At 70.7% G+C, this 21,950-nt stretch carries 24 protein-coding genes and 1 tRNA gene; 13 read left to right on the top strand and 12 right to left on the bottom strand.

Annotation, left to right across the window (positions count from 1 at the left end):
* Positions 1–376: 376 nt before the first annotated feature.
* From KMW22_RS07015 to KMW22_RS07005, 3 genes are all read right to left on the bottom strand, one after another.
* Positions 377–1,207: an isoprenyl transferase gene (locus tag KMW22_RS07015; RefSeq protein WP_221089323.1), complete on the bottom strand. Its 831-nt coding sequence runs from the start codon at positions 1,205–1,207 to the stop codon at positions 377–379.
* 314 nt (positions 1,208–1,521) lie between these two features.
* A complete protein-coding gene (gene mutY / locus KMW22_RS07010; RefSeq protein WP_221089322.1) occupies positions 1,522–2,550 on the bottom strand; it encodes an A/G-specific adenine glycosylase in 1,029 nt (342 codons plus the stop codon).
* Between the two features lie 86 nt (positions 2,551–2,636).
* A complete protein-coding gene (locus tag KMW22_RS07005) occupies positions 2,637–3,956 on the bottom strand; it encodes a hypothetical protein (RefSeq protein ID WP_221089518.1) in 1,320 nt (439 codons plus the stop codon).
* Between the two features lie 184 nt (positions 3,957–4,140).
* On the opposite strand from KMW22_RS07005, the gene KMW22_RS07000 reads away from it, so the two are divergent.
* Both KMW22_RS07000 and KMW22_RS06995 read left to right on the top strand, forming a co-directional pair.
* Entirely contained in the window at positions 4,141–4,548 is a 408-nt protein-coding gene (locus KMW22_RS07000; protein WP_221089321.1) for a ketosteroid isomerase-related protein, read from the top strand.
* Complete coding sequence (locus tag KMW22_RS06995; protein ID WP_221089320.1) at positions 4,545–5,138, top strand: GNAT family N-acetyltransferase; 594 nt, start codon at positions 4,545–4,547, stop codon at positions 5,136–5,138. Before KMW22_RS07000 ends, KMW22_RS06995 begins: the two co-directional genes overlap by 4 nt.
* Before the next feature lie 116 nt (positions 5,139–5,254).
* Here KMW22_RS06995 and KMW22_RS06990 read toward each other — a convergent pair whose 3' ends face one another.
* On the bottom strand, positions 5,255–5,482 hold the full coding sequence (locus tag KMW22_RS06990; RefSeq protein WP_221089319.1) for a hypothetical protein: 228 nt from the start codon (positions 5,480–5,482) through the stop codon (positions 5,255–5,257).
* 128 nt (positions 5,483–5,610) lie between these two features.
* Here KMW22_RS06990 and KMW22_RS06985 point away from each other — a divergent pair, with 128 nt between their 5' ends.
* On the top strand, positions 5,611–6,390 hold the full coding sequence (locus KMW22_RS06985) for a hypothetical protein (RefSeq protein WP_221089318.1): 780 nt from the start codon (positions 5,611–5,613) through the stop codon (positions 6,388–6,390).
* Positions 6,391–6,688: 298 nt separating this feature from the next.
* On the opposite strand, the gene KMW22_RS06980 is transcribed toward KMW22_RS06985, so the two are convergent.
* The 4 genes from KMW22_RS06980 to KMW22_RS06965 all read right to left on the bottom strand — a co-directional run bounded on the left by KMW22_RS06980 (position 6,689) and on the right by KMW22_RS06965 (position 9,251).
* Positions 6,689–6,773: transfer RNA gene (locus tag KMW22_RS06980), tRNA-Leu, on the bottom strand.
* A gap of 74 nt (positions 6,774–6,847) precedes the next feature.
* A complete protein-coding gene (locus KMW22_RS06975; protein WP_221089317.1) occupies positions 6,848–7,663 on the bottom strand; it encodes a VC0807 family protein in 816 nt (271 codons plus the stop codon).
* Between the two features lie 173 nt (positions 7,664–7,836).
* Positions 7,837–8,187, bottom strand: coding sequence for a YkgJ family cysteine cluster protein (locus tag KMW22_RS06970; protein ID WP_407928426.1), 351 nt, complete (start codon positions 8,185–8,187; stop codon positions 7,837–7,839).
* Positions 8,184–9,251, bottom strand: coding sequence for a pyridoxal phosphate-dependent aminotransferase (locus tag KMW22_RS06965; protein WP_221089316.1), 1,068 nt, complete (start codon positions 9,249–9,251; stop codon positions 8,184–8,186). The genes KMW22_RS06970 and KMW22_RS06965 overlap by 4 nt, the downstream gene beginning before the upstream one ends.
* A gap of 170 nt (positions 9,252–9,421) precedes the next feature.
* Here KMW22_RS06965 and KMW22_RS06960 point away from each other — a divergent pair, with 170 nt between their 5' ends.
* Entirely contained in the window at positions 9,422–10,018 is a 597-nt protein-coding gene (locus KMW22_RS06960) for a TetR/AcrR family transcriptional regulator (protein WP_221089315.1), read from the top strand.
* Entirely contained in the window at positions 10,015–10,344 is a 330-nt protein-coding gene (locus tag KMW22_RS06955; RefSeq protein ID WP_221089314.1) for a hypothetical protein, read from the top strand. Before KMW22_RS06960 ends, KMW22_RS06955 begins: the two co-directional genes overlap by 4 nt.
* Before the next feature lie 68 nt (positions 10,345–10,412).
* On the opposite strand, the gene KMW22_RS06950 is transcribed toward KMW22_RS06955, so the two are convergent.
* The 4 genes from KMW22_RS06950 to KMW22_RS06935 form a co-directional block, all read right to left on the bottom strand.
* Entirely contained in the window at positions 10,413–11,075 is a 663-nt protein-coding gene (locus tag KMW22_RS06950) for a DsbA family protein (RefSeq protein WP_221089313.1), read from the bottom strand.
* A 190-nt stretch (positions 11,076–11,265) separates the two neighbouring features.
* Positions 11,266–12,528 (bottom strand): cation:proton antiporter, encoded by a 1,263-nt coding sequence (locus KMW22_RS06945; RefSeq protein ID WP_221089312.1) that lies wholly within the window; start codon positions 12,526–12,528, stop codon positions 11,266–11,268.
* Between the two features lie 151 nt (positions 12,529–12,679).
* On the bottom strand, positions 12,680–12,979 hold the full coding sequence (rpoZ, locus tag KMW22_RS06940) for a DNA-directed RNA polymerase subunit omega (protein WP_107138482.1): 300 nt from the start codon (positions 12,977–12,979) through the stop codon (positions 12,680–12,682).
* Positions 12,980–13,080: 101 nt separating this feature from the next.
* Positions 13,081–13,530: a GNAT family N-acetyltransferase gene (locus KMW22_RS06935; RefSeq protein WP_221089311.1), complete on the bottom strand. Its 450-nt coding sequence runs from the start codon at positions 13,528–13,530 to the stop codon at positions 13,081–13,083.
* 74 nt (positions 13,531–13,604) lie between these two features.
* Between KMW22_RS06935 and KMW22_RS06930 the strand changes: the two genes are divergently transcribed.
* The 8 genes from KMW22_RS06930 (at position 13,605) to KMW22_RS06895 (ending at position 21,851) form a co-directional block, all read left to right on the top strand.
* The gene (locus KMW22_RS06930; protein WP_221089310.1) at positions 13,605–14,246 is read left to right on the top strand and encodes a hypothetical protein; all 642 of its coding nucleotides are present in this window, start codon (positions 13,605–13,607) and stop codon (positions 14,244–14,246) included.
* Between the two features lie 91 nt (positions 14,247–14,337).
* Entirely contained in the window at positions 14,338–15,873 is a 1,536-nt protein-coding gene (locus KMW22_RS06925) for a phytoene desaturase family protein (protein ID WP_221089309.1), read from the top strand.
* 242 nt (positions 15,874–16,115) lie between these two features.
* A complete protein-coding gene (locus KMW22_RS19305) occupies positions 16,116–16,505 on the top strand; it encodes an NUDIX domain-containing protein (RefSeq protein ID WP_235692740.1) in 390 nt (129 codons plus the stop codon).
* Entirely contained in the window at positions 16,502–17,524 is a 1,023-nt protein-coding gene (locus tag KMW22_RS06915; protein WP_235692739.1) for a carotenoid biosynthesis protein, read from the top strand. Before KMW22_RS19305 ends, KMW22_RS06915 begins: the two co-directional genes overlap by 4 nt.
* Positions 17,514–18,188: a lysophospholipid acyltransferase family protein gene (locus tag KMW22_RS06910; protein ID WP_221089307.1), complete on the top strand. Its 675-nt coding sequence runs from the start codon at positions 17,514–17,516 to the stop codon at positions 18,186–18,188. Before KMW22_RS06915 ends, KMW22_RS06910 begins: the two co-directional genes overlap by 11 nt.
* Before the next feature lie 26 nt (positions 18,189–18,214).
* On the top strand, positions 18,215–19,267 hold the full coding sequence (locus KMW22_RS06905; protein WP_221089515.1) for a glycosyltransferase: 1,053 nt from the start codon (positions 18,215–18,217) through the stop codon (positions 19,265–19,267).
* On the top strand, positions 19,264–20,709 hold the full coding sequence (locus KMW22_RS06900) for a phytoene desaturase family protein (RefSeq protein WP_221089306.1): 1,446 nt from the start codon (positions 19,264–19,266) through the stop codon (positions 20,707–20,709). The genes KMW22_RS06905 and KMW22_RS06900 overlap by 4 nt, the downstream gene beginning before the upstream one ends.
* Entirely contained in the window at positions 20,694–21,851 is a 1,158-nt protein-coding gene (locus tag KMW22_RS06895; protein ID WP_221089305.1) for a cytochrome P450, read from the top strand. Before KMW22_RS06900 ends, KMW22_RS06895 begins: the two co-directional genes overlap by 16 nt.
* Positions 21,852–21,950: the final 99 nt, after the last annotated feature.

Here is a 21,950-nt window from a genome sequence, read left to right as displayed (position 1 = left end):
TTCTGTAAGATGAAGATGACCTGAGGTTAGTTGGCAGGGTTCAGCAGAGTGTGCCTGCCAGAACCGGCTGTTTTGCCGAGCTGGACGGTTTTCTTGAGGGTGTGGGCCCTGGGTCATTCCCCCATCGGGGGAAAAGGGGGCACCCCCAAGAGCCGCCTCGCCTCTGACCCGTTTGCTGCGGTGGCTGGGCGCCCCATGACTTTGGCTTGCGCTCAATTTTTGCGTTCAGCAGGGAGAAAATCAGCAGTGACCCCGCTGCCCATGCCTCACAGGGGAACCAAATGCGTTTTGAGGTGGGCGCCGGCCCACTGGGCCTCGCCCCGCTCCCACTGTCCCTGGGAAAAAGGCGTCTGGAGCTTGGCCTCTTTCCTTCCCCTTACCGGCCGAAGCGCCGTTCGCGGCCCTGGAACTCGCGCAGGGCACGCAGGAAGTCCACCCGCCGGAAACCGGGCCAGTACACGTCGCAGAAGTAGTATTCGGAATACACGCTCTGCCACAGCATGAAACCGGACAGGCGAATTTCCCCGCTAGTGCGAATAATAAAGTCGGGGTCCGGCACGTCGGCGGCGTACAGGTGCGCGCCGATGTGCTCCGGGGCCAGGGCTCTGGCGGCTTCGGCCAGGGGCACGCCGGCGTCTGCCTGCCGCAGCAGGTGGCGCTTGACGGCGTCCACAATTTCCTCGCGTCCGCCGTAGCCCACGGCGATGTTCAGGCGCATGCCGTCGTAGTGGGCGGTTTTGGCTTCCAGGTCGCTCAGGGCAGCCAGCACAGAGGGCGGAAAGCCCTCGTGCTGCCCAATGGCCCGCACGCGCACCCGGTTGGCATGAATGCGCGGGTCCTGGGCCAGATTGCGCGCTTCACGCTCCAGCAGACTCAGGATGTGGGCCAGCTCGCCGGGGTCGCGGCTGGTGTTGTCGGTGGACAGCACCCAGATGGTCACGGTGGGAATGCCCAGTTCCAGGCACCACTGCAGCACCTCGTGGGCCTTGTCGGCACCAAAGGAATGCCCCATTTCGCGCTGCAGGCCGCTGGCACGGGCAAATCGGCGGTTGCCATCCAGAATCAGGCCCAAGTGCCGGGGCAGGCGCCCGTGGGCCCCCACCTCGCGCGCCAGCCGCTGCTCGTAGCCCCAGACCAGCGCGCCGCGCGCTGCATTTCTCGCCTTCTGAAAGGCACGGAAGGCGAGTTTCACGGGCTCAGACGACATATCGCCCCGCAGTGTAGCGCCCGCTTCCCGGTGCCAGCATCCTCCTGAAGACGCAGGGGGCAGCGGGCCGCCGCCGGGCTTTAAGCAGAGGCCGCCGTACCCCACCTGCTCTCAGGCCGCGCCCAGCGCGCCTCTCTGTCTCTGTCAGAGTTTTGAAAGACCGGAAGAAAGGCCCCTGGAATGGCGCCTGAAGTCACCCCAATCCTTCGCGTGGGGCACGGCCCCACCGGGGTACCCCCCCTGCCCGCCAGCGGTGTCACAGAACTCTGACAAGACGAGCGGGGCCTCTCCCCTCTCTTCCCAGCGGCGCCGCTTTATACCGGAAACAGGCCCTCCTGACGGGCGACTTCCAGGGCCAGGGCCTTCTGGTCCAGCCGGGCCAGGGCGGCGCGGCGAACATCTTGCCGGGGCAACTCGGCCTGTCCCCGGTACACCTGCAGCGTGAGGTGGCGGTGCGTCATGCCGTGCTGCACCTCGCCCAGCAGCGGGCCGGGCGCCGCCCCCAGGCGCGCGCACAGGCGGGCCAGGGCGGCTTCGGGGGCCTCGCCGGGGTGCAGGGGCTCGGCGGGCAGGCCCATCAGGCCGCCCAGCAGCGTGCCCTCGCGCCGCTCTAAATAGGCGTGCCCAGCGGTGCCGATCAGCAGGGCCACCGCCTGCACAGCCTGCACCGGGGCGCGCACCTTGGGGGCCGGGTACGCCGCCGGCTCGCCGGACGCCCGGGCCACGCACCACTGAGCCAGCGGACACGGCGCGCAGCGCGGGGCTTTGGGCGTGCAGACGGTGGCCCCCAGGTCCATCACCGCCTCGTTCCAGGCGCCGGGACGTGCAGGGTCCAGCAGGGCGTCGGCCTGGGCCTGCACCCAGGCGGGGGTGGGGGTGCGCTCGCCGTACAGGCGCGCCAGCACGCGGCGCACGTTGCCGTCGTTCACAGCGTGTGCGGCGTTCAGGGTGAAGCTGCTGAGCGCAGCGGCGGTGTAGGGGCCCACCCCAGGCAGGGCCAGCCAGCCTTCATAGCTTGCAGGAAAGGCGCCCTGGGCCGTCACCTGGGCCGCCGCGCGGTGCAGATTGCGGGCGCGGGCGTAGTAGCCGCAGCCCTCCCAGACCTTCAGCACATCCTCTACCGGGGCTGCCGCCAGGGCCTGCACGGTGGGAAAGGCCGCCAGAAAGCGCTCGTAGTACCCCAGGCCGCGCGCCACCTGGGTCTGTTGCAGCAGGATTTCCGCGACCCAGGCGCGGTAGGGATCGCGCCCGCCTTCCGGGCCACGCCGCCAGGGCAGGTCGCGGCCCGAGCGGTCAAACCACGCCAGCAGCGCGGCGCGCAGCGGCGCCAGGGGCAAAGACATCACCGCGCCAGTCTAGGGGCGCGGTGATGGGGGCACCGTGGTGCCGGGCAGGGTCGGGCCTGGAGGTCTGGAGGCCAGGGCGGCGCTCAGGCCCGCACGGCCTCGCGTTCGCGGACGGCGGGACGCAGGCGGCGGCGCACCCCTTCGGCGTACTCGGCCAGTTCGCCCAGCAGTTCGGGCACGCCGCCGCGCAGCAGGTAGCCGCCGCCGGGCAGCGGGCTGAGGGCCAGGAAGGGCGCGCGGGTCAGGGTGTCCAGAATGGCGTGCAGTTCGGCCGAGGTCACGCCGCTGCCCAGGCGCTCAGCGAGGCGCTGCACGCTGACCACCGAGTGCGCCGGCTGCTGCGCCAGACTCAGCAGCACCGCGCTGAAGGCCCCGCGCTGCGCGAGGTGCGCGCCCACCAGTTCCGCCACGCTGGCCGCCGATTCCAGGTCCACCGAGCCCGCTTTCCAGTAGCCGCGCAGCTCCACGGCCGAGAGCGGCGCCAGATGCGCGTGGTCAATCAGGGCGGCCAGGGCCTCGTGGGTCAGGCGGGGGGTGCCGGCCGGGCGCTCGTCCTCTGGGGTCAGCACCACGCTGTAATCGGCCGCTTCTTTCCAGGCAGGGGTCTGCAGCGCGCCCGGCGCCGTGGCCACCCGCACCGAGTACCCGTGCGCGCCCAGATCGGCGCTGAGGCGCACCACGCCGGGGCCCAGCACCTCCAGCCCGTAGCCGGTCAGGCGGGCCAGTTCGGCTAGTTGCGCTTCGGGGCCCTGGACACTGGGGGCCGCCGCAGTGGTCGCCGCTGGAAAACGCACGTCCAGGGGCCGCACCGGCACGCTGACCGGAGCCGGGGGGCGGCCCACCGCGCTGGCCTCGGGGGCCGGTTGCGGTGCGGCGGGCTGTGGGGCCGGGCGCGGTTCACGGGCCGGGGTAGAAGCGGTGGGCGCGGCGCTGGCCTGCGGGGCGGCGCTGGCGCTGGGCACCGGGGCTGCCTGCTCGCGGCGGGTCTGGCTGGGCTCGGGGAGTCTGCTGGCGGGGGCGGCCGGCTCACGCACCTCCTGCACGCGCACCTCGCGCACATGGGGGGTGGCGCTCACCACCACGCGGCGGGTTTCGGGCTTGGGCGGCGCCTCGCGGCGGGGGGCCGGCGCGGGGGCGTGCGGCTTGACAATGCCCTCCACCTGAAAGCGGCCAGTGGCCAGCGGGGTGATCATCAGCACGTCGTTCACGCCCAGATTGCCCGCGTGGTACAGGCTGCCCAGGCCCCAGACCCGCTGGCGCGCCGGGTCCACCTGCGCCGTATGTTCCTGGCCACGGTCATCCACCAGCGTGACGGGCCCGGCCGAGGGAAACGTGTCGCTGAGGTATTTCAGAAGACGCAGGCTGCCTTCTTGCAGGCAGGGGCGGGTGATGACATAGCGCATTGCTTTCACGCGTGGGCTCCTCCGTGGCAGCCGCTGGCCCCTCCCCTCTCCCCTGGGGCGGGGGCAGACCACCAGACACAGCAGAATAAATTTTTCCTAAAGTAGCAGACTTTCGCGGCGCAGCGGGGCGCAAAACCCGGCACAGGGGCGCAGGACCCCGGGCAGCAGGCCCTATGCTGCCGCCATGCACGCCGCCACCGAGGCCCTGATTCGCCGTTACTACGCTGCTTTCAACGCTGCCGACTGGCCCGGCATGCTGGCCCTGCTGGCCCCCGACGTGCGCCACGACGTGAATGAGGGCGAGACCCAGCACGGCCTGAGCGCGTTCACGGCCTTCCTGGACAAGATGAACGCCCATTACCGCGAGCAGGCGCAGGACGTGGTGGTGATGGTCGCCCCAGACGGTCAGCGCGCGGCGGCCGAATTCACGATTCACGGCACCTACCTGCGCACCGACCCCGGCCTGCCCGAAGCCCGGGGGCAGACCTACACCCTGCCGGTGGGCGCTTTTTTTGAGGTGCGCAACGGACAGATTGCCCGCGTGACCAACTACTACAACCTCGCAGACTGGACCCGGCAGGTCGGCGTTTGAGCCTGACGGTGCGCGCCGTGCGGGGCCCAGACGCCCTGGCGGTGATCGGGGAGCTGGCCCGGCTGCGCACGCTGGTGTTCCGCGAGTATCCCTACCTGTATGACGGCCACCCGGACTACGAGGAAGCGTACCTGCGCCGCTACCTCGCCGCGCCGGACCTGCTGCTGGTGCTGGCGCGCGACGGCGAGCGGGTGGTGGGCGCCAGCAGCGCCCTGCCGCTGACCCAGGAAGGCCCCGAGATACTCTCCCCCTTCCTGGCCTCGCCCATTGACCCGGAGACGGTGCTGTACCTGGGCGAAAGCGTGCTGCTGCCCGAGTACCGGGGCCGGGGCCTGGGCCACGCTTTTTTCGACCAGCGCGAAGCTCACGCCGAGCGCCTGGGTCTGCGTGTCACCAGTTTCTGCGCGGTGGTGCGCCCAGATGACCACCCCGCCCGCCCGGCCACCTACCGCCCTCTGCACGCCTTCTGGGCCGCGCGCGGCTACCGCGAACGCCCTGAACTGCACACCCACCTCGCTTGGCCAGAAGTGGACCAGCCGGGCGAGCCAGACCACCTCATGCGCTTCTGGGTGCGTGGAGCGGGGGGCTGAGGGGGCACAGAGAAGTCGCGCTTCAAGGTTGAGACGTTCAGACGTCGAGGGGTCAAGCCGTCGAGGCGTCGAGACGGGTCTCCTCTCGACTGCTCGACCCCTGGACCCCCTGTGCCTTACTTCCGCCCCTGCGCCGCCTTCTCGGCCTCCAGCCGCTTCTTGTTCTGCGCCCAGCTGTACGAGCGCACGGCGTCCACCACGAACCACACGGCGAAGACGGCGGCCACCGCGCCCCAGAGGGTGCTGCCCCGGGCAAAGGCGACATACGCGGCCCAGCCGCACAGCGCCGCCAGGAGCAGGCTCAGCAGGAACACGATGTGGGGCGGAACGCGGCGACCGAACATAGCTTCATAGTACGGCGCGCCCGGGGGCGCCGGCAGCCCCGGGTGCTACACTCGGGGGTACGCCGCACGCGGCTGCGTGCCCGCCCCAAGCGTGGCCCTTCCCGCCGTGCCGAACAAAGGAGAACCCCATGACCAACAACAACGAACTGCGCCCCACCGAGCAGGAGCAGACGCCTGAAGAGTTGCGCGACATCATTCCCCAGCTGCAGGGTGAGCCCGACGAGGACCCCGTGCTGGACGCCCAGGAAGCCGACGAGGAAGAGGGCCTGAGCGCCGACGGGGCCGAAGGCGGCGAAGAGGACGAGTACATTGACGCCGACGAGCTGCTGGGCGTGCTGGCCGAGCTGAAGGAAATGCTCGAAGCCCAGGCCAAGGAAATCCGTGGCCTGCGCCGCGAGATGCGTGAAATGCGCGAAAGCCAGGGCCAGGGCGGCTTCCGTGGCGGGGACCGGGGCGGCGACCGTGGTGGCTTCCAGGGCGGCGACCGGGGCGGCTTCCGTCCCCGTGAAGACCGTGGCGGGTTCCAGGGCGGCGACCGTGGTGGCTTCCGTCCCCGCGACGACCGTGGTGGCGACCGTGGCGGCTTCCGTGGTGACCGCAACGAGGGCGGCTTCCGTCCCCGTGAAGACCGTGGCGGGTTCCAGGGTGGCGACCGTGGTGGCTTCCGTCCCCGCGATGACCGTGGTGGCGACCGTGGCGGCTTCCGTGGTGACCGCAACGAGGGCGGCTTCCGCCCCCGTGAAGACCGTGGCGGGTTCCAGGGCGGCGACCGTGGTGGCTTCCGTCCCCGCGACGACCGTGGCGGCGACCGCCCGGCCTTCCGCCCCCGCGAGGACCAGGGCCAGGGCGAATTCCGCCCCCGCGCCCGCGCGGACCGTGGCTGGAACAACCGCCGCGACGACGAGTAACGCTTAAAGCGCGTGCCCCCTGGTGAAAAGACCAGGGGGTTTGTCGTGGGCGTCTGGCGGGGAACAGGGCCGGCAGCGGCGCTGGTTGGTGGTGGGCATCCGCTCCGGCGCAACCGGCCTGAAGGGGACGAACAACGGCAAACCTCTTCGGGTTCGCCACTGCCTCCCGGCACCGCTCGGAACCTGTCTGCACCATTGTTCTGACGGCTGCCCCTTCCAGCGTTCCCGAGCCCAGAGGCCTCGCTTCCCCGCCCAGCTCCACAACGAAAAAACCCCCAGCATTCACTGGGGGTCCTTCTGGTGCCGAGGATGGGATTTGAACCCACACACCTCGCGGCGCTAGTCCCTGAAACTAGTGCGTCTACCAATTCCGCCACCTCGGCACGCTTTTGGTGGGGGCGCCCGCGCTGGGGCGCGTTTCAGGGCTCGCTTACTTTAACGGTGAAGCCCGGAACTGTCAACTCCCGGCCGCGGCCTCCGGGGCCTCGCCACGCTGACGCATGGCCGAGAGCAGTTTGCCGGGCTCGAACAGGCTGGCGTCCTGGCCATAGCGGGCCCGCACGGCGCGCTGCACCAGCCAGATCGCCACGAAGACCCCCACCAGCGTGATCGCCAGCCCCGGAATGCGCATCACGGCGTTCACCTCGGCCACCTGGGCGTTGAAGCTGTCGGTGCCGAACTTGGCGGTCACACGGGCGTAGTTCACGAGGCTGTTCACCACGCCGCCGATCAGATCCACCACCGCGAACACCACCGTGGCCCCCACCAGCCCCCGGTGCACCACGGGGTCGCGCATGGCGGTCTGGGTGGCGGCGCGGTGCTCGGGGCTCTCGCCAATCGAGCTGGCGTCCAGGAACACGCGGAAAAGGGGCACAGAGGTCGCCGCGCTGATCAGGAACAGCAGACCCGTCAGGTAGGAGCGCGCGCTGTCCTTGATGGCGTACCAGAAGCCGTCCACGTACCAGAAGGCCAGCGCCCCACTGAAAATGGCCCCGGCGCCGCCAATGAGGGCCACGGGGCTGACGTTGCGGTTGACCAGCAGGTCCCACAGCACATACGCCACCGGCACCAGGGCCGCCAGCAGGTAGGCGCGAACATTGCCGGCCGTGCCGCCGCCGAACACCTGCTCGGCCACGCTGATGCCGCTGCCCAGAATGTTGGGGCTGAGAATGGCAATGGGAATCAGCAGGGTAAAGACCAGATCCCAGACGGTTTTGGGCACGCGCGCCTTGGCTGGGGGGACGGGCGTGGGGGTGGGGGCCGCTTGACTCATGGGGGCCATTGTCGCACCCAGGGCGGAGCGTGGGGGGTGGAACGTGGTGGCAACAGCCGCCGAGGCGTCAAGCCGTCAAGGGGCCGAGCCCCCACAGCCACCCGACCCCTCGACCTCTCGACTTTTCGACCCCTCGACCCCTGAATGCCCACCCCTCTATCAACCTTCAACCATCACCCATCCCCCTCAAGCCCGTAGATCGCCAGAAACCGCGCCACACGGGCGGCCAGGGTGGGCAGTGGGGCCACCTCGCCGCACACCCAGTCGGGCTGGTAGCTGCGGCACACGCCGGGGCGGTCCGGGTAGACCGCGCAGAGGTGCCCGGCCCCCGTGTCGGCCCCCAGGTGAAGGCAGGGCACGCCCAGCGGCTTGCCCAGGGCGTGAATATCGGGCGCGGCGCAGCAGGCCCCGCAGGCGGTGCAGGCGGTCACCAGCACGCTGCGCGGGGCCCCTCCGGGGGGCGGGGTGAACCGGGCCTGCTCGTCCGGGGTCAGGGAGGGCGGACCAGGTGGGGGAACACTCACCGCAGCTCGGTCACCGCCGCGATCAGGGCGTCGTTCTCGGCGGGGGTGCCAATGGCGACGCGCAGGCAGCCCGACAGCCCCGGGAAGCTGTCCTGGCGCCGGGTGACGATGCCGCGTGCCCGCAGGTGGGCGTAGGCCGCCGCCGCGTCTGGCGTGCGCAGCAGGAAGAAGTTGGCCTGGCTGGGCAGCGCCTGACAGGTGGGGTGGGCCGCCAGGGCCGAGAGCACGCGTGAGCGCTCCTGCACCGCTTCCTGCACGCGGGCCTGCACGTAAGCGGGCTGCTCCAGGGCCACTTCCAGGGCCGCCTGGGTCAGGGTGTTCACGTTGAAGGCAGGCACCAGTTTCTGCAGCTGGGTCGCCAGCGCCGGGCTGGTCAGGGCGTAGCCCAGGCGCAGGCCCGCCAGCCCCCACGCCTTGCTGAAGGTGCGCAGGCTCAGGCGCCCCTCGCCCGCACGGACAAGGTCGCGGTAATCGGTGCCGCTGTACTGGTGATAAGCCTCGTCCAGCACCACCACCCAGTCGCCAGCGGCCTCGGTCAGTTCGCGCACGGCGGCCTCGGCGTCTACCACGCCCGTGGGCGCGTGCGGCTGGGTGATGTACAGCACGCCCGGTTCGTGGCGCCCCAGTTCGGCCTTCAGGGCCTCCACCGGCAGGCTGAAGTCCCCTTGCAGCGGTACCTCCACCAGCCGCGCGCCCAGCAGCTGCGCTTCCAGGGTGTACACGCTGAAGGTGGGGCTGACGGTCAGCACCGTCTGGCCAATGCCGGCCAGTTCCGTGAGCAGCTTGATCAGGACGTTGCTGCCCGGCGTGACCACCACGCCATCTTCGGGCCACCCTTCAAAGGCCCCGATGCGGCGGCGCAGTTCATCAGCGTGCAGATCGGGGTACCTGTTCCACTCGCGCGCGGCCATGCGCGACAGGGCCTCAGCCTTCAGTTCGGCGGGAAAATCGTAGGGATTTTCGTTCTGGTCGAGCTTGATGGGCTCGTTCGTGGGGATAAACGGATAGGCGGGCACACGCCGCACTGCCGCACGCACGCCGGCAACAGGAGTCTGGATGGTCATGGGGTCCGTTCTACCACCCCGGCCCGGGCGCCCGTCCGCCCATGACAAACCCGCCTGCGCACCGCAGGCCCCAGCCTGCTCGGGACGAACGGGAGCGCCCAAACGCCCGTTTGGAGCGGCGTGCTACCTTAACGGGCAAGCGCGCCGCCTGCGCCGCCCAGCCCCCCACCATGAATGAACCTGCCAAACCCCGCCGCGAGCAGATTCTCGACTCGGCCAGCCGCCTGTTTTCCGAGCGCGGTTACCACGCCACCAGCATGCGCGACCTGGCCGGCGAACTGGGGATGCAGGGCGGCAGCCTGTATGCCCACATTTCCAGCAAGGAAGAATTGCTGATTGAAATTGTGAATCAGGCGTCGCGACAGTTCGACGAGGCGCTGTTTACCCTGCGCGGCCTGCCGCTGCCCGCCGACGCCAAGTTGAAAGAGGCCATGTACCGCCACATTCGCGTGGTGGCCGACAACATGGACAGCGCCACCGTGTTCTTTCACGAGTGGAAGCACCTCTCGCCCGAGGCCTACGCCCGCGTGACCGGCTGGCGCGACACCATTGACGCCTTTTACCGCGAGCTGATCGAGCAGGGCGTGCGCGAAGGGGTGTTCCGGCCAGAGCTGGACATCAAGATGACGGCCTATCTGGTGCTCTCGGCCGTGAACTGGGCGTACACGTGGTACCGCCCCGGCGGCCCGCTGGGCCCGCGCGACGTGGCCGAGCAGTTTGCCGAAATGCTGCTCTCTGGCCTGCGCCCACCCCAGGGGCAGCCATGAGCCACCCCACCGTCACCGTGCCCATCCGCGAGGCGCTGCGCTATGCCCAGGGCCGCGCCGAGCGCCTGGGCCGCACCCAGCAGCTGGAAATTGGAGAGGACCTGTTTATCCGCATTGCGCCGGGCGGGCGCAAATTCCTGCTGTTCTGCCTGGACGGCGAACCCGAGCGCTCGGCCGCCGAGGCGATTGCGAGTGCGCTGGGCCTGAAAGAGCCGCAGTACGGCTGGCACCAGGGCGCCACCCTGCGCTCCCTGACCGTGATTGAGCAGGGCGCCGAAGCCCAGCCGGAAAGCGGCCCCGCCGAAGCGGAAGACGGCACGCTGTAACCCTGGACCGACGGACTGTGCAGGCAAATTCAGGCGCGCCTGAAAATCGCCCGCGCGGAGCAAAGCACCTAATCGGCCTGTTGGGCGGCTGTGCGAGCAATAGCGAGGGTCTTCTGCACCATCGCCTCGATGTCCTCCACCCCGTCCCAGGAGATCAACTGGCCGTTCACGGCAAATGAGGGGGTGGCCCGCACGCCTTTGGCCCGGCTGCGGCGGGCGTCCGCCTGCACAAACTGGGCCTCCCGGCCCGTCGTCTGGCAGATCCAGAACTGGTGTGAAGGGACCTTCAGCTCCTGGGCCATACGCAGGAAGGTTTGCGTCGCCTCGGCGGGCGACTGCAGCCGCCACTCCTGCTGCCGGGCATAGAGGGCGTCGTGGAAGGTCCAGAACAGGGCCGGGTCCTGAACGCAGCGGGCCGCCGAAGCCGCCGCCACCGCATTCCGGTGCAACGGCAGAGGAAAGTCCGCGTACTCGAACCTCACGTTCCCGAGCTGCTTGAGTTCAATCAGAAAACTGGCCTTGTCGTACTCGACAAAATTCTGGCAACCGGGGCACTGAAAGTCGGCGTATTCCGTGACCACCACGGGGGCGGCAGGATCGCCCAGGCCGTAGCGGCCACTGGGCAGCCGGTGGGGCTCACTCGCCAGGGACGCGCTCTGTGTCAGCGCGGCGCAGGCGGTGAGGATCAGGCCCATCGTTCCAGCCAGTAGAAGTGCAAAGCGGCGGCGCACCCATGAAGTAGAGGGAGCGCTGCCGGGCCTGCAGAACGCCACTCAGAGCGAAACCCAGAGCCACCCCGGGTTTCCCTGAGTGGCTCTGGGGAGAACGAAGTGCGTCCCTGCGAAGGACAGTGGCGCTCACGGAACTGGGGGGCCGCTGTATGGGGTGGAACTGGCAGCCGCTGTCAGAACAGGGCGGCCCTTAGCGCCCCTCTCCGCCTTCCAGCGCCGCCGTGGCCTTTCTAACCACCGGCATGATGCTCAGCCCCTGCACCGCGATGGTGAACAGCACCACCGCGTAGGTGACGGTGACCACCTGAGTGCGGTACGGGCTTTCGGGCAGCCCCAGCGCGAGGCTGATGGCGATGCCGCCGCGCAGGCCCCCCCAGGTGAGCAGGCGGACGGTATAGGCGCCGTAGCCCTCGCGGGCGCGGACCAGGGCAAAGGGCAGCGCCACGCTGATCCAACGCGCGCCCAGGGCCAGGGCAATCATCAGGGCGCTGGCCAGCAGCTGCGGCGCGGTGGTTTCGGTGAGCAGCACGTCCAGCCCGATAAAGGCGAACAGCACGATATTCAGCACCTGATCCACGGTTTCCCAGAAACCCAGCACGTGCTCGCGCGTCTGGGCACTGAAAATCTGGTCGCGCCACAGGGACAGCATCAAGCCGGCCACCACCATCGCCAGTGGGCCGCTGACCCCCAGCGCCGCCGCCGCCACGTAGCCGCCCACCACCAGCGCCAGGGTCAGCAGCACCTCCACCGCGTGCTGCTCAATGCTGCGCACCAGCAGGTAACCGAGGCCGCCCAGCAGCGCGCCGAACGCCAGCCCGCCCAGCGCCTCCTGGGCAAACAGCCCCAGCACGCCCAGGGCACTGGGATCGGCGTGGCCGTGGCCGCCCAGGCCGGCGGCACTGGCCAGCGCCAGAAAGATCACCACGCCCACCCCGTCGTTAAACAGGCTCTCGCCCGCGATCAGGGTCTCGATCTTGGGGGGCACCTTGGCCCGTTTCAGCAGGTCCAGCACCGCCACCGGGTCGGTGGGGCTGATCAGCGCGCCAAACAGCAGCGCCCACATCAGGGGCACATCCAGGCCCACCAGCTGAAAGACGCCGTACGAGGCAAAGCCGATCAGCGCCGTGCTGATGATGGTGCTGAGAAAGGCCAGCAGGAGAATGCTGCGGCGCTGCGCGAGCATCTGCCGGGTGTTCAGGCTGAGCGCCCCGGCGAACAGCAGCGCGCTCAGAATGCCGTTCAGCACGAAGGTGGTGAAGTCCAGTGTTTCCAGCACGCTGGCGGCCCAGCCGCGCAGGCCCGGCAGGCCCAGGGCGTCCAGGGCAATCAGGGCAATGCTGGCCAGCGCGCCCGCCAGGGTGACGCCCACGGTGGTGGGCAGGCGCACGAAACGTTCATTCAGGTAAGCCAGCAGCGCCGTGACGCACAGCAGGACGGCAAACGCACTCCACATGGGGAACACAATAGAGGCCATGGGCCATGAGCTATAGGCCATGGGGAGGGCGCGGCGGCCGTCAGGAGTGGTCAAGGACCATAACCACAGCAAAAAGGCCATGAGCTTCGGGGGTCCCCCCATGGCTCATGGCCCAAAGCTCACGGCTCTTTTAGTCTCGTTCGCGTTCGCGCTCGGCGTTCAGCTGGGCCTGCAGCTGGGCCTGACGCTGGCGCACGTAGTCCTGCTGAAAGCGCCCCTCGTCCATCATGTTGGTGCCCACCGTCAGCTTGCCGGTGGCCAGTTCGCGCATCGCCTGGGTCACCAGGTTGCGGGTGCGCACGCGCTGCTCCACGGGCAGCACGCTGGGCGCGCCCGAACGCAGTTGCAGGGCCCGCTTGGCCGTGACCACCGAAAGGCGGTATTTGCTGTCCGTCAGCGACAACAGCTTGTCAATATCCCGTTCTGCCATACACCCACCTCCATCCGGCCGATGCGCCCCCGAAGGCGCCCGCCGGTTCAGCCCCACACTCTAGCGCATGCGGGGGCGGGGCGCCTACCACGAGTCACCCTCTACACGGTGCGGCTCAGGATCACGCCCTGCAACTCATCCACCTCGTAGCCGCAGGCGCGGTAAAAGGCCTGCGCCCCTTCGTTATCGGCGGCCACCCACACGCCCCGGATCCCCTGGGCGCGCATCTGCTCATGCAGGGCGGCCACCAGGGCGCGGCCCACGCCCCGGCGGCGCCACGCTTCCCGCACCCCGATTTCCTCGAACATCACGTCCAGCGCCTCGCCGTGACGGCGGCGGTGCACATAGGCCATCAGGAAGCCAACGGGCTGGCCCTGCCCATCCTCGGCGTGCCAGTGCCACACCTGGGGATCAGCGAGGTAGGCGCGGGCGGCTTCCGGGGACAGGGGCGGGCTGGGCGCCTCGTCGGTGAAGTCGGTCTCGTCGGCGGCCAGCCCGGCCAGGGCGGCCTCGTCCCCTGGGCCCAGGCGGCGGATGGTGAAGGGCGACATAGGGCAATCATGCCCCCGGCGGGGGCCGCGCAGATAGGGCCGCGCCCGCGCCGCCTCCCCGCTAGCGTGAACGCATGTCCTGGCCCGAAGACGCTGCCCTGCGCCGCCCCTCAACCGCTGCACCGACCAAAGCCCCCAGCATCGCGCTGAGCTACCTGCTGAATGTGCTGCTGCCCGGCGCAGGCTTTACCCTGGTCAACCGCTGGGGCTGGCACCTGGGCTGGGTCGGCCTGCTGCTGGGGCTGTATTTAACCGCGTCGGTGCTGGTCACGGTCACCGGCCAGTTCTGGCCGCTGGCCCTGCCCCTGCTTGGCTTCGTGGCCATGCTGGTTCACTTTGGCCGCGTGTACGCCGAGCAGAAGGCCCGCGCCTTTCAACCCCCTCTGGAACTGGCCGTCAAGCTGGTGCTGATCCTGGGTCACTTCCTGGTGGGGTTCATGCTGACCGGCATTCTGGCCGCCGTGCTGATTCCCAATCTGCTGTCGGCCCGCACGCGCGCCACTCAGACCGGCGAGATGGCCGTCGCCCGCGCCGTGCAGCTACAGGCCTTGGTGGTGCAGGTGGACCGGACCTTGCCAGACGGCCCATGTCCCCTGGACGGCCTGCCCCAGACGTACCGTGAGCAGATCGCCTCCTGCACTGTCACAGGCAGTAGCGGCGTGGAGCCCACGGTTGCCGTCACCTTCCACAGCGGGCGCACGATCACCCTGCCCTGAGCATCCTCCGCCCAGAAAGGGCCTGAGCGCCCCGCATTCTGTCCTCTGCCTGACCATCTGCGCTTCTTCTCCCGTGCCAGACTGACGGCACATGCCGGATTTCGACGTGATCGTGATGGGCGCGGGCCACAACGCCCTGGTAACGGCGGCCTACGCCGCCAAGGCGGGCCTGAAGGTGGGCGTGTTCGAGCGGCGGCACCTCGTGGGTGGGGCAGTCAGCACCGAAGAGCTGGTGCCCGGCTACCGCTTTGACTACGGCGGCAGCGCGCACATCCTGATCCGCATGACGCCCGTGGTGCGCGAACTGGAACTGAGCCGCCACGGCCTGCATTACCTGGACGTGGACCCCATGTTCCACTGCTCGGACGGCGACACCCCGTGGTTTATTCACCGCGACGCCGGCCGCACCGCGCGCGAACTGGAGGCCCTGTTTCCCGGTCAGGGCGAGGCATACACGCGCTTTTTAGACGACTGGACGCCCTTTGCCCGCTCGGTGGCCGACCTGTTCAACAGCGCCCCCGGGCCGCTGGACATGGGCAAGATGGTGGTCAGCAGTGGCAAGGGCCGCGACTGGATGGAACAGTTGCCCCGCATCCTGCGGCCCTACGGCGACGTGGCAAAGGAATATTTCTCAGAGGAGCGGGTGCGCGCGCCGCTGGTGTGGATGGCGGCCCAGAGCGGCCCCCCACCCAGCGACCCCCTGAGTGCCCCCTTTTTGCTGTGGCACCCCCTGTACCACGAGGGCGGCGTGGCGCGGCCCAAGGGCGGCTCGGGCGGCCTGACGAAAGCCCTGAAGCGCGCCATTGAGGCGGACGGCGGGCAGGTGTTCGTGAACGCGCCGGTGGCCGAGATTCTGGTCAAGGGGGGCCGGGCCCAGGGCGTGCGGCTGGAGGGCGGCGACACCTACACCGCCCGCGCCGTGGTCTCCGGTGCCCATGTGCTGACCACGGCAGGCGCGCTGCCCGAGCAATACGTGCCCAGCAGCGCGCGGCAGGTGCGGGTGGGCAACGGCTTTGGCATGGTGCTGCGGCTGGCCCTCAGCGAAAAGGTGAAGTACCGGCACCACACCGAGCCGGACAGCCGCGTGGGCCTGGGCCTGCTGATTAAAAGCGAACAGCAGCTGATGAAGGGCTACGGCGAATATCTGGCAGGCGAACCCACCACCGACCCGCCCCTGATCGCCATGAGTTTTTCGGCGGTGGACGATTCACTTGCCCCCCCCGGCGGCGATGTGCTGTGGCTCTGGGCGCAGTATTACCCCTACGAACTGAGCAGCGGCTCATGGGAGACCCGCACCGCCGAAGCCCGCGAAAACATCCTGCGCGCCTTTGAACACTACGCGCCGGGCACCCGCGACACGATTGTGGGCGAGCTGGTGCAAACGCCGCAGTGGCTGCACGACCACCTGGGCCTGCACCGGGGCAACGTGATGCACCTGGAAATGAGCTTTGACCAGATGTTCTCGTTCCGCCCCTGGATGAAAGCCAGTGGCTACCGCTGGCCGGGGGTGAAGGGGCTGTACCTGACTGGCGCCAGCACGCACCCCGGCGGCGGCATCATGGGTGCCAGTGGGCGCAACGCTGCGAATGTGCTGGTGCGCGACCTGACGCGGCGGCGGTGGAGATGAGGGGGGAGCGGGAGGCAGGGCGCGGGGTGCGGGAGAGGCTGAGGGGGGTCCTTTGGCGGTTGGGGTGGCGGGGGGCCCCCTCACCCCTTGCTTCGCAAGGCCCTCTCCCGCAAGGGGAGAGGGTCGATGCCCTCTCCCCTTGCGAGGCTCAGAGAGCTGCGCAGCAGAGAGGGCGCCCCGAAGGGGCGAGTGAGGGGGCCCCCCCGCGACGCTTCCGCCTTCCCAGATGGCGGCGGCGCGGCTTGAAACGCCAGGGGGCCGGCGTGGCCGTGGTGCAAGGCGGGCAGGTGCTGCTTATCCGCCGCCGGGACAACGGCCTCTGGGACGTGCCGGGGGGCGGTGCGGGCCCCGGGGAAACGCCCGAAACCACAGCGCGCCGCGAACTGCTGGAAGAAACCGGGCTGAAAGTAGGGGCGCTGAGCCTCGTGGGGAGTTTCTCCCACCCCCACACGTACCCGGACGGCAACGTGGTGCACTGGGACACGCAGGTGTTCATAGCGCCGTGGGCGGGCGGCGAGCCCCGGGCCGGGGACGACGCGGCGGACGTGCGCTGGTGGCCGCTGGACCGGCTGCCGGATGAGGTCTCGGACGCCACCACGCAGTATTTCACCGCCCTGCGGGGGCGCGCTTGACTGCCCGCCTCTCCCCCACCCTGCTGCGATTTGGGCTGGCCTTTGCCGCGCTGGGCGTGGCCTTTGCCGGGGCGCTGCTGGTGATGGCGGGCCAGGGGCTGGGCTGGGCGCTGATTGCGCTGGGGCTGCCGCTCTCCGGAGTGCTGGCGCTGGCCGGAGACGCGCTGGGGCCACAGTTTGCCAGCGTTTTCTCGGAGCGTCTGGCTGAGCTGCTGGCCCAGACCCGCCCCTGGATGGCCCTGGTCGCCCTGTACGCCGCGCTGAAAATCCCGGTGCCGCTGTGGCCCGAAGGCTTTCCGGTGCTGGGCTTAGCCAGCACGGTGGCCCTGTGTCTGGCGGCCCTAGCCTTTGTGTGGGAGCGGGCGGGCGGCGTGCGCGCGGGGCTGATGCTGGCGGTGGCCTTTCTGGTGGGGCTGGGGGTGGAGGTGCTGGGCAGCCGCACTGGCTTTCCTTTTGGGGCCTACTCCTACGCCACGGCCCCCGCCCCCACGCTGCTGGGCGTGCCGCTGATGGTGCCGCTGGGCTGGTTCGCGCTGACCCTGACCGCCACCTGCCTGTCCGGCGGGCGGCCCTGGCTGGCGGGCCTGCTGATGATGCTGTGGGACATTGGCCTGGAACCCCTGATGACCGCGCAGCGCTACTGGCTGTGGCACGACCCGCTGGGGCTGTGGGCGGGCGCCCCGGTGCAGAACTTTCTGGGCTGGTGGGCGGTGGGCACGGGCATCGCGTGGGTCTTTACGGGGCTGGCGCCGCGCCTCTTTGGGCTGCGCACCCCGGAGTGGGCCTGGGCGCTGCCGTGGTGGGCCCGGGCCTTTCCCGAAAGCCGCGAGCCGCGCCTGAGCCTGCTGCCGGGCCGCCCCCGCCGCGCGCCAGATTTCCGGGTGGCCTACCCCATTGAGGCGTTTTTTCTGCCCGGCGGGCTGGTGCTGGTGGGCCGCCCCCTGGAAGCGGCCGTGACCCTGGTCGCCATGGGCGTGGGGCTGGCGCTGGCCCGGCGGGTGACCCGGCATGACCGCTGAGCGCCCAGGTCACCACCCCTGGGCCACGGCGCTGCTGGCCCGCAGTGTTCAGGGCAGTGTGCGCGGGAACCTGGGCGGCGTGTGGGTGCGCGGCCCCGTGCCCACGGGCGGCGCGGTGCTGGCCCCGAACCACCATTCCTGGTGGGACGGCTACGTGCTGTGGGCGGTGGCCGGCTGGGCGGGCGCCGACTTCTCGGTGCTGATGAGCCCGGGACAATTGGCGCGCTTTCCCTTTCTGCGCCGCCTGGGCGCGCTACGGGCCGATGAGGTACGGGCCGGGGTGCGCCGGGCCAGGGGGGGGTGGCTGGTCGTGTTCCCTGAAGGCGCCCTGCACCCGGCGGGCCCACTCCAGGCGGCGGCCCCCGGCGCGGGCTGGACCGCGCGGCAGGCGGGGGTGCCGCTGGTGCCGGTGGCCCTGCGCGTAACCCTGCGTGGCGCGCAGTGGCCCGAAGCCTACGCGCGCTTTGGGCAGCCGGTGGCAGCGGCCGAGCTGCCGGCCGCCCTTCAGCGCGAACTCGCCGCGCTGGACCACGACCTGCAGACCAGTGACCCCGAGCGGCCCCTGGCCGGCTACCTGCGCGCGGTGCCGGGGCGCCAGAGCCGCTCGGCACGCCTGGACCTGCCCTCTCGGCTGCTGACCCTGATCACCGGGGACCGGGCGTGAAGGCCGGGCGCCTGTACGCCCAGGCCATGGGCGTGTGGCTGACCGCCAAGGCGCTGACCCTGGCGGTGAATGCCCTGACCTTTCCCCGGCTGCGCCCGGCGCCCACACCCCAGACGGGGCCGCGCGTGTCCATCCTGATTCCGGCGCGCGACGAGGCGCACAACCTCCCGCACACCCTGCCCGGCGTGCTGGCGCAGGGGGCCCACGAGGTGCTGGTGCTGGACGACGGCAGCACCGACGGGACCGCCGAGGTGGCCCGCGCCCTGGGCGCGCGGGTGATGGCCGGCACCCCGCGCCCGGACGGCTGGCACGGCAAGCCCTGGGCCTGTCAGCAACTGCTGCGGGCGGCGGGGGGCGACATTCTGATTTTCACCGACGCCGACGTGAGCTGGCACAGGGGCGCGCTGGGCGGACTGCTGCACGAAATGAACAGTTCCGGGGCCGACCTGCTGAGCATTCAGCCCCGGCAGGACAACCGCCGCCCCGGTGAGCGGCTGCTGACCCCGCTGGTGGACGCCGCCGTGCTGTCGTACTTTCCTTACCCGCTGCTGCGCATGCGCCCGCCGCACCCGCTGGCCACCATTGCCAACGGGCAGGTGATGGCCTACCGCCGCGCGGCGCTGCTGCGGGTGGGCGGGTACGCCGCCGTGCGCGCGCAGGTGCTGGAAGACACCGTGATGGCCCGGCAGCTGGGCGGCCTGGGCCTGATCGTCTCGACGGCCATGGGCCGCGAGTGCATCAGCGTGCGCATGTACCGTTCGTACCCGGATTCGGTGGCGGGCTTTGGCAAGAACGCGCTGCCCATCCACCTGAATTCGCGGGCCCTGATGACCCTCAGCATGGCGCTGCACTTCGCCGGGCACACGCTGCCGTGGCTGCTGCCTGTGCCGGGCGGCCGGGTGCTGCGCGCCGCGAGCGTGCTGGAGCGCCTCGCCGTGAACCTGATTGCCGGGCGGCGCCGCCCCGCCGATCTGGCCGAGGGCCTGCTGGGCCCGGTCACGCCGCTGCTGGCCCTGCCCGTGTATCTTCGGGCCGTGAAACGCCGCGTAACCTGGAAGGGCCGGGAGTACCGGCAATGACCTGGGGCCGCCGCACGCCCCGCCACGTGGCCGTGATTGGCGCCGGCTTCGCGGGACTGAGCGCGGCGTTGCGCCTCGCCCGGGCCGGCGCGCGGGTCACGGTGCTGGACGCCCTGGACGGACCCGGGGGCAAGGCGGCGCTGGGCTTGACCGACTTCTCCAGCGGCCCCACCGTGGTCACCATGCCCCAGGTGTTCCGCGCAGTGCACGAGCGGGTGGGCCTGCCGGTGCCCCGCTTAAGCCCCGCGCGGCCCACCACCACCTACCACGCGCCGGGCGGGCGCACTTTCGCGCCAGAGGCCCTGCACGTGGCGGGCAGCCTGGAGCCCACGCTGGCGCAGCTCTCCAGGGCCGAGGGGCAGCGCTACGCGGCCCTGCTGCGCGCGGCCCGGCGCCTGTACGAGGACGCGCAGGACACCTTTCTCTTTGCGCCGCCGCCGGGTCCACTGAAACTCGCCCGCTACGCGCTGACCCGGGGCGTGCGGGCCGCGCCGCTGACCCCGCTGCGCCGCTACGTGCGATCAGGGCCTTTCATGACCCCTTTCTGGCTGCGCTTTGCCACCTACCTGGGCGCCGACCCCTACCGCGCGCCCGCCGTGCTGCACAACATTGCCTGGGTGGAACTGGGGCAGGGCGTGTGGCACCTGCCGGGCGGCCTGCTGGCCTTCGCCCAGGCCCTGCACGCGCAGGCCGAGGCGCTGGGCGTGCGCTTTGAATTTGGCACGCGCGTGACCAGCCTCAGCAGCCACGGGGGGCAGGTGCTGGGCGCGCACACCAGCCAGGGTGCCTTTGCCGCCGACGCCTGGGTGAGCGCCGCCGACCGCGCGCTGACCCTGTCGTGGCTGGGCGTGGCCGAGAAGCCCACGCCGCGTGGGGTCAGCGGCTTTGCGCTGCAGCTGCGCCTGTCTGAGGACCGCCCCGCAGCCCACCACATCTTCTGGCCGGCGGACTACGCGCGCGAATGGCGCGACATCCGCGCCGGGCGGCTGCCGCACGACCCCACACTGTACCTGCACCTGGACGGCACCCGGGCCTTCCTGCTGGTCAATGCCCCGCCCGACCCCGGCCTGACCGAGGACCCCCTGACCTACGGCGCGGCGCTGCTGGGCCGGCTGCAGGAGCGCCTCTCGGCGACACCGGAAGGCCCGCTGCCGGTGGCGGAGTGGCACGCCCTGTCCCCCGCCGACTACGCCCGCACCGCCAAGGCAGGCGCGCTGTATGGCCGCGCGCCCCACGGGCTGAGCGGCAGCCTGCGTCCCGGCTGGCGCCTGGCCCACACCCGCAACCTCGTGCAAGTGGGCGGCACCGTGCACCCAGGCGGCGGGGTGCCGCTTTCGCTGCTGAGCGGCTGGAACGGCGCGGGCCTGCTGCTGGGTCTGGGCTACGACGACCTGGATGGCCGCCAGACCCCCGCCGGCGAGGACTTGTGGCCGTTTCTGTAAACGCCCTGCCCGAGCCGCCCACCCGCCCCGGCAATGGCCACCTGCAGGACTGGGCGCTCTCGCCGCTGACCCTGATTGAGGAGGGCGCCACGCGGGCCCGCGCCGCAGGCGGCGACCTGTTCCGGCTGCGGCTGGGCCTGCCCGCCGTGGTGGGCTTTAGCGCGGCCTGGAACCGCGCGCTGCTCACCAATCTGGGCACCTTTCGCAGCGCGGGCAGTTTCTCGCGGGTGGTGCCATACCTGTCGGGCGGCGTGATTCTCACCGATGCCCCGGGCCACGCTGGGCGCCGGGGGCTGATGAACCCCGGTTTTGGCCGCGCGCACCTGCTGGCCCTGCAGGCGCGCACCCGCGCGGCCCTGCCGCCTGTGCCGGCCGGCGAGTTTGACGCCCTGGCCTGGGCTGACCACACCGTGCTGGCGCTGCTGAACGCCGCGTACTTCAGCAGCGAGTTTGACGCAGACCTGCTGCACGCCTTTCTGGCCCCGCTGCGCCGCCCGTTTCCGGTACCGGCCCTGCCCCGCCCCCTGCTGTTCCGGCGCGTGGAGCGCGAGGTGCGCCGCCTCGCCCACGCCCGCCTGGGCCGGGGTGGCGACGACCTGCTATCGGTGCTGGCGCCCCTGCCCGGTGGGCTGGAAGAAACGCGCGTGTCCCTGGCCGCCGCCCACGACACCACCACGCACGCCCTGGCGTACGCGATCTGGCATCTGGCGAACCACCCGCGCTGGCACGCCCCCCAGCACCACCCGGCCGTTCTGAAAGAAACCCTGCGCCTGCACCCGCCCGGCTGGATGGGCAGCCGCCGCCTGAGCCGCGACCTGCTGTGGCGGGGAGTGCGGCTGCCGCGCGGGGCGCTGGCCCTGTATTCGCCGTATCTCTCTGGGCGTGATCCCGGGCTGTGGGCGCAGCCGGAAACCTTCGATCCGGGCCGCTGGGCTCACAAGCCCCCCGCGTGGGCCTATCTGCCCTTTGGCGGCGGCGAGCGCCTGTGCCTGGGCATGCATCTGGCGCAGCTGCTGATTCTGGACACGCTGGCGTCCCTGCCCCCGCTGCGCGCCGTAGGCGGCGACCCCACCCCGCAGCCCGGCCTGACCCTGGGCCCACGCGGCCCGCTGGTGGTGGCCCCGGTGCCCGCGCACGCCTGACCGCCACTCTTGAGACGCAGGGGTGAGCCTGCCCTGGGGAACCGACGCCACAAGGCTTCCCCTGCTTCCAGGCGCGCTCCTTCTCCATGCAGACCGCAC

It is taken from the genome of Deinococcus aquaedulcis (assembly GCF_019693445.1).
GTDB lineage: Bacteria > Deinococcota > Deinococci > Deinococcales > Deinococcaceae > Deinococcus > Deinococcus aquaedulcis.
The sequence above is the reverse complement of the archived record's forward strand: the minus strand, read 5'-3'. Positions and strand labels throughout refer to the sequence as shown.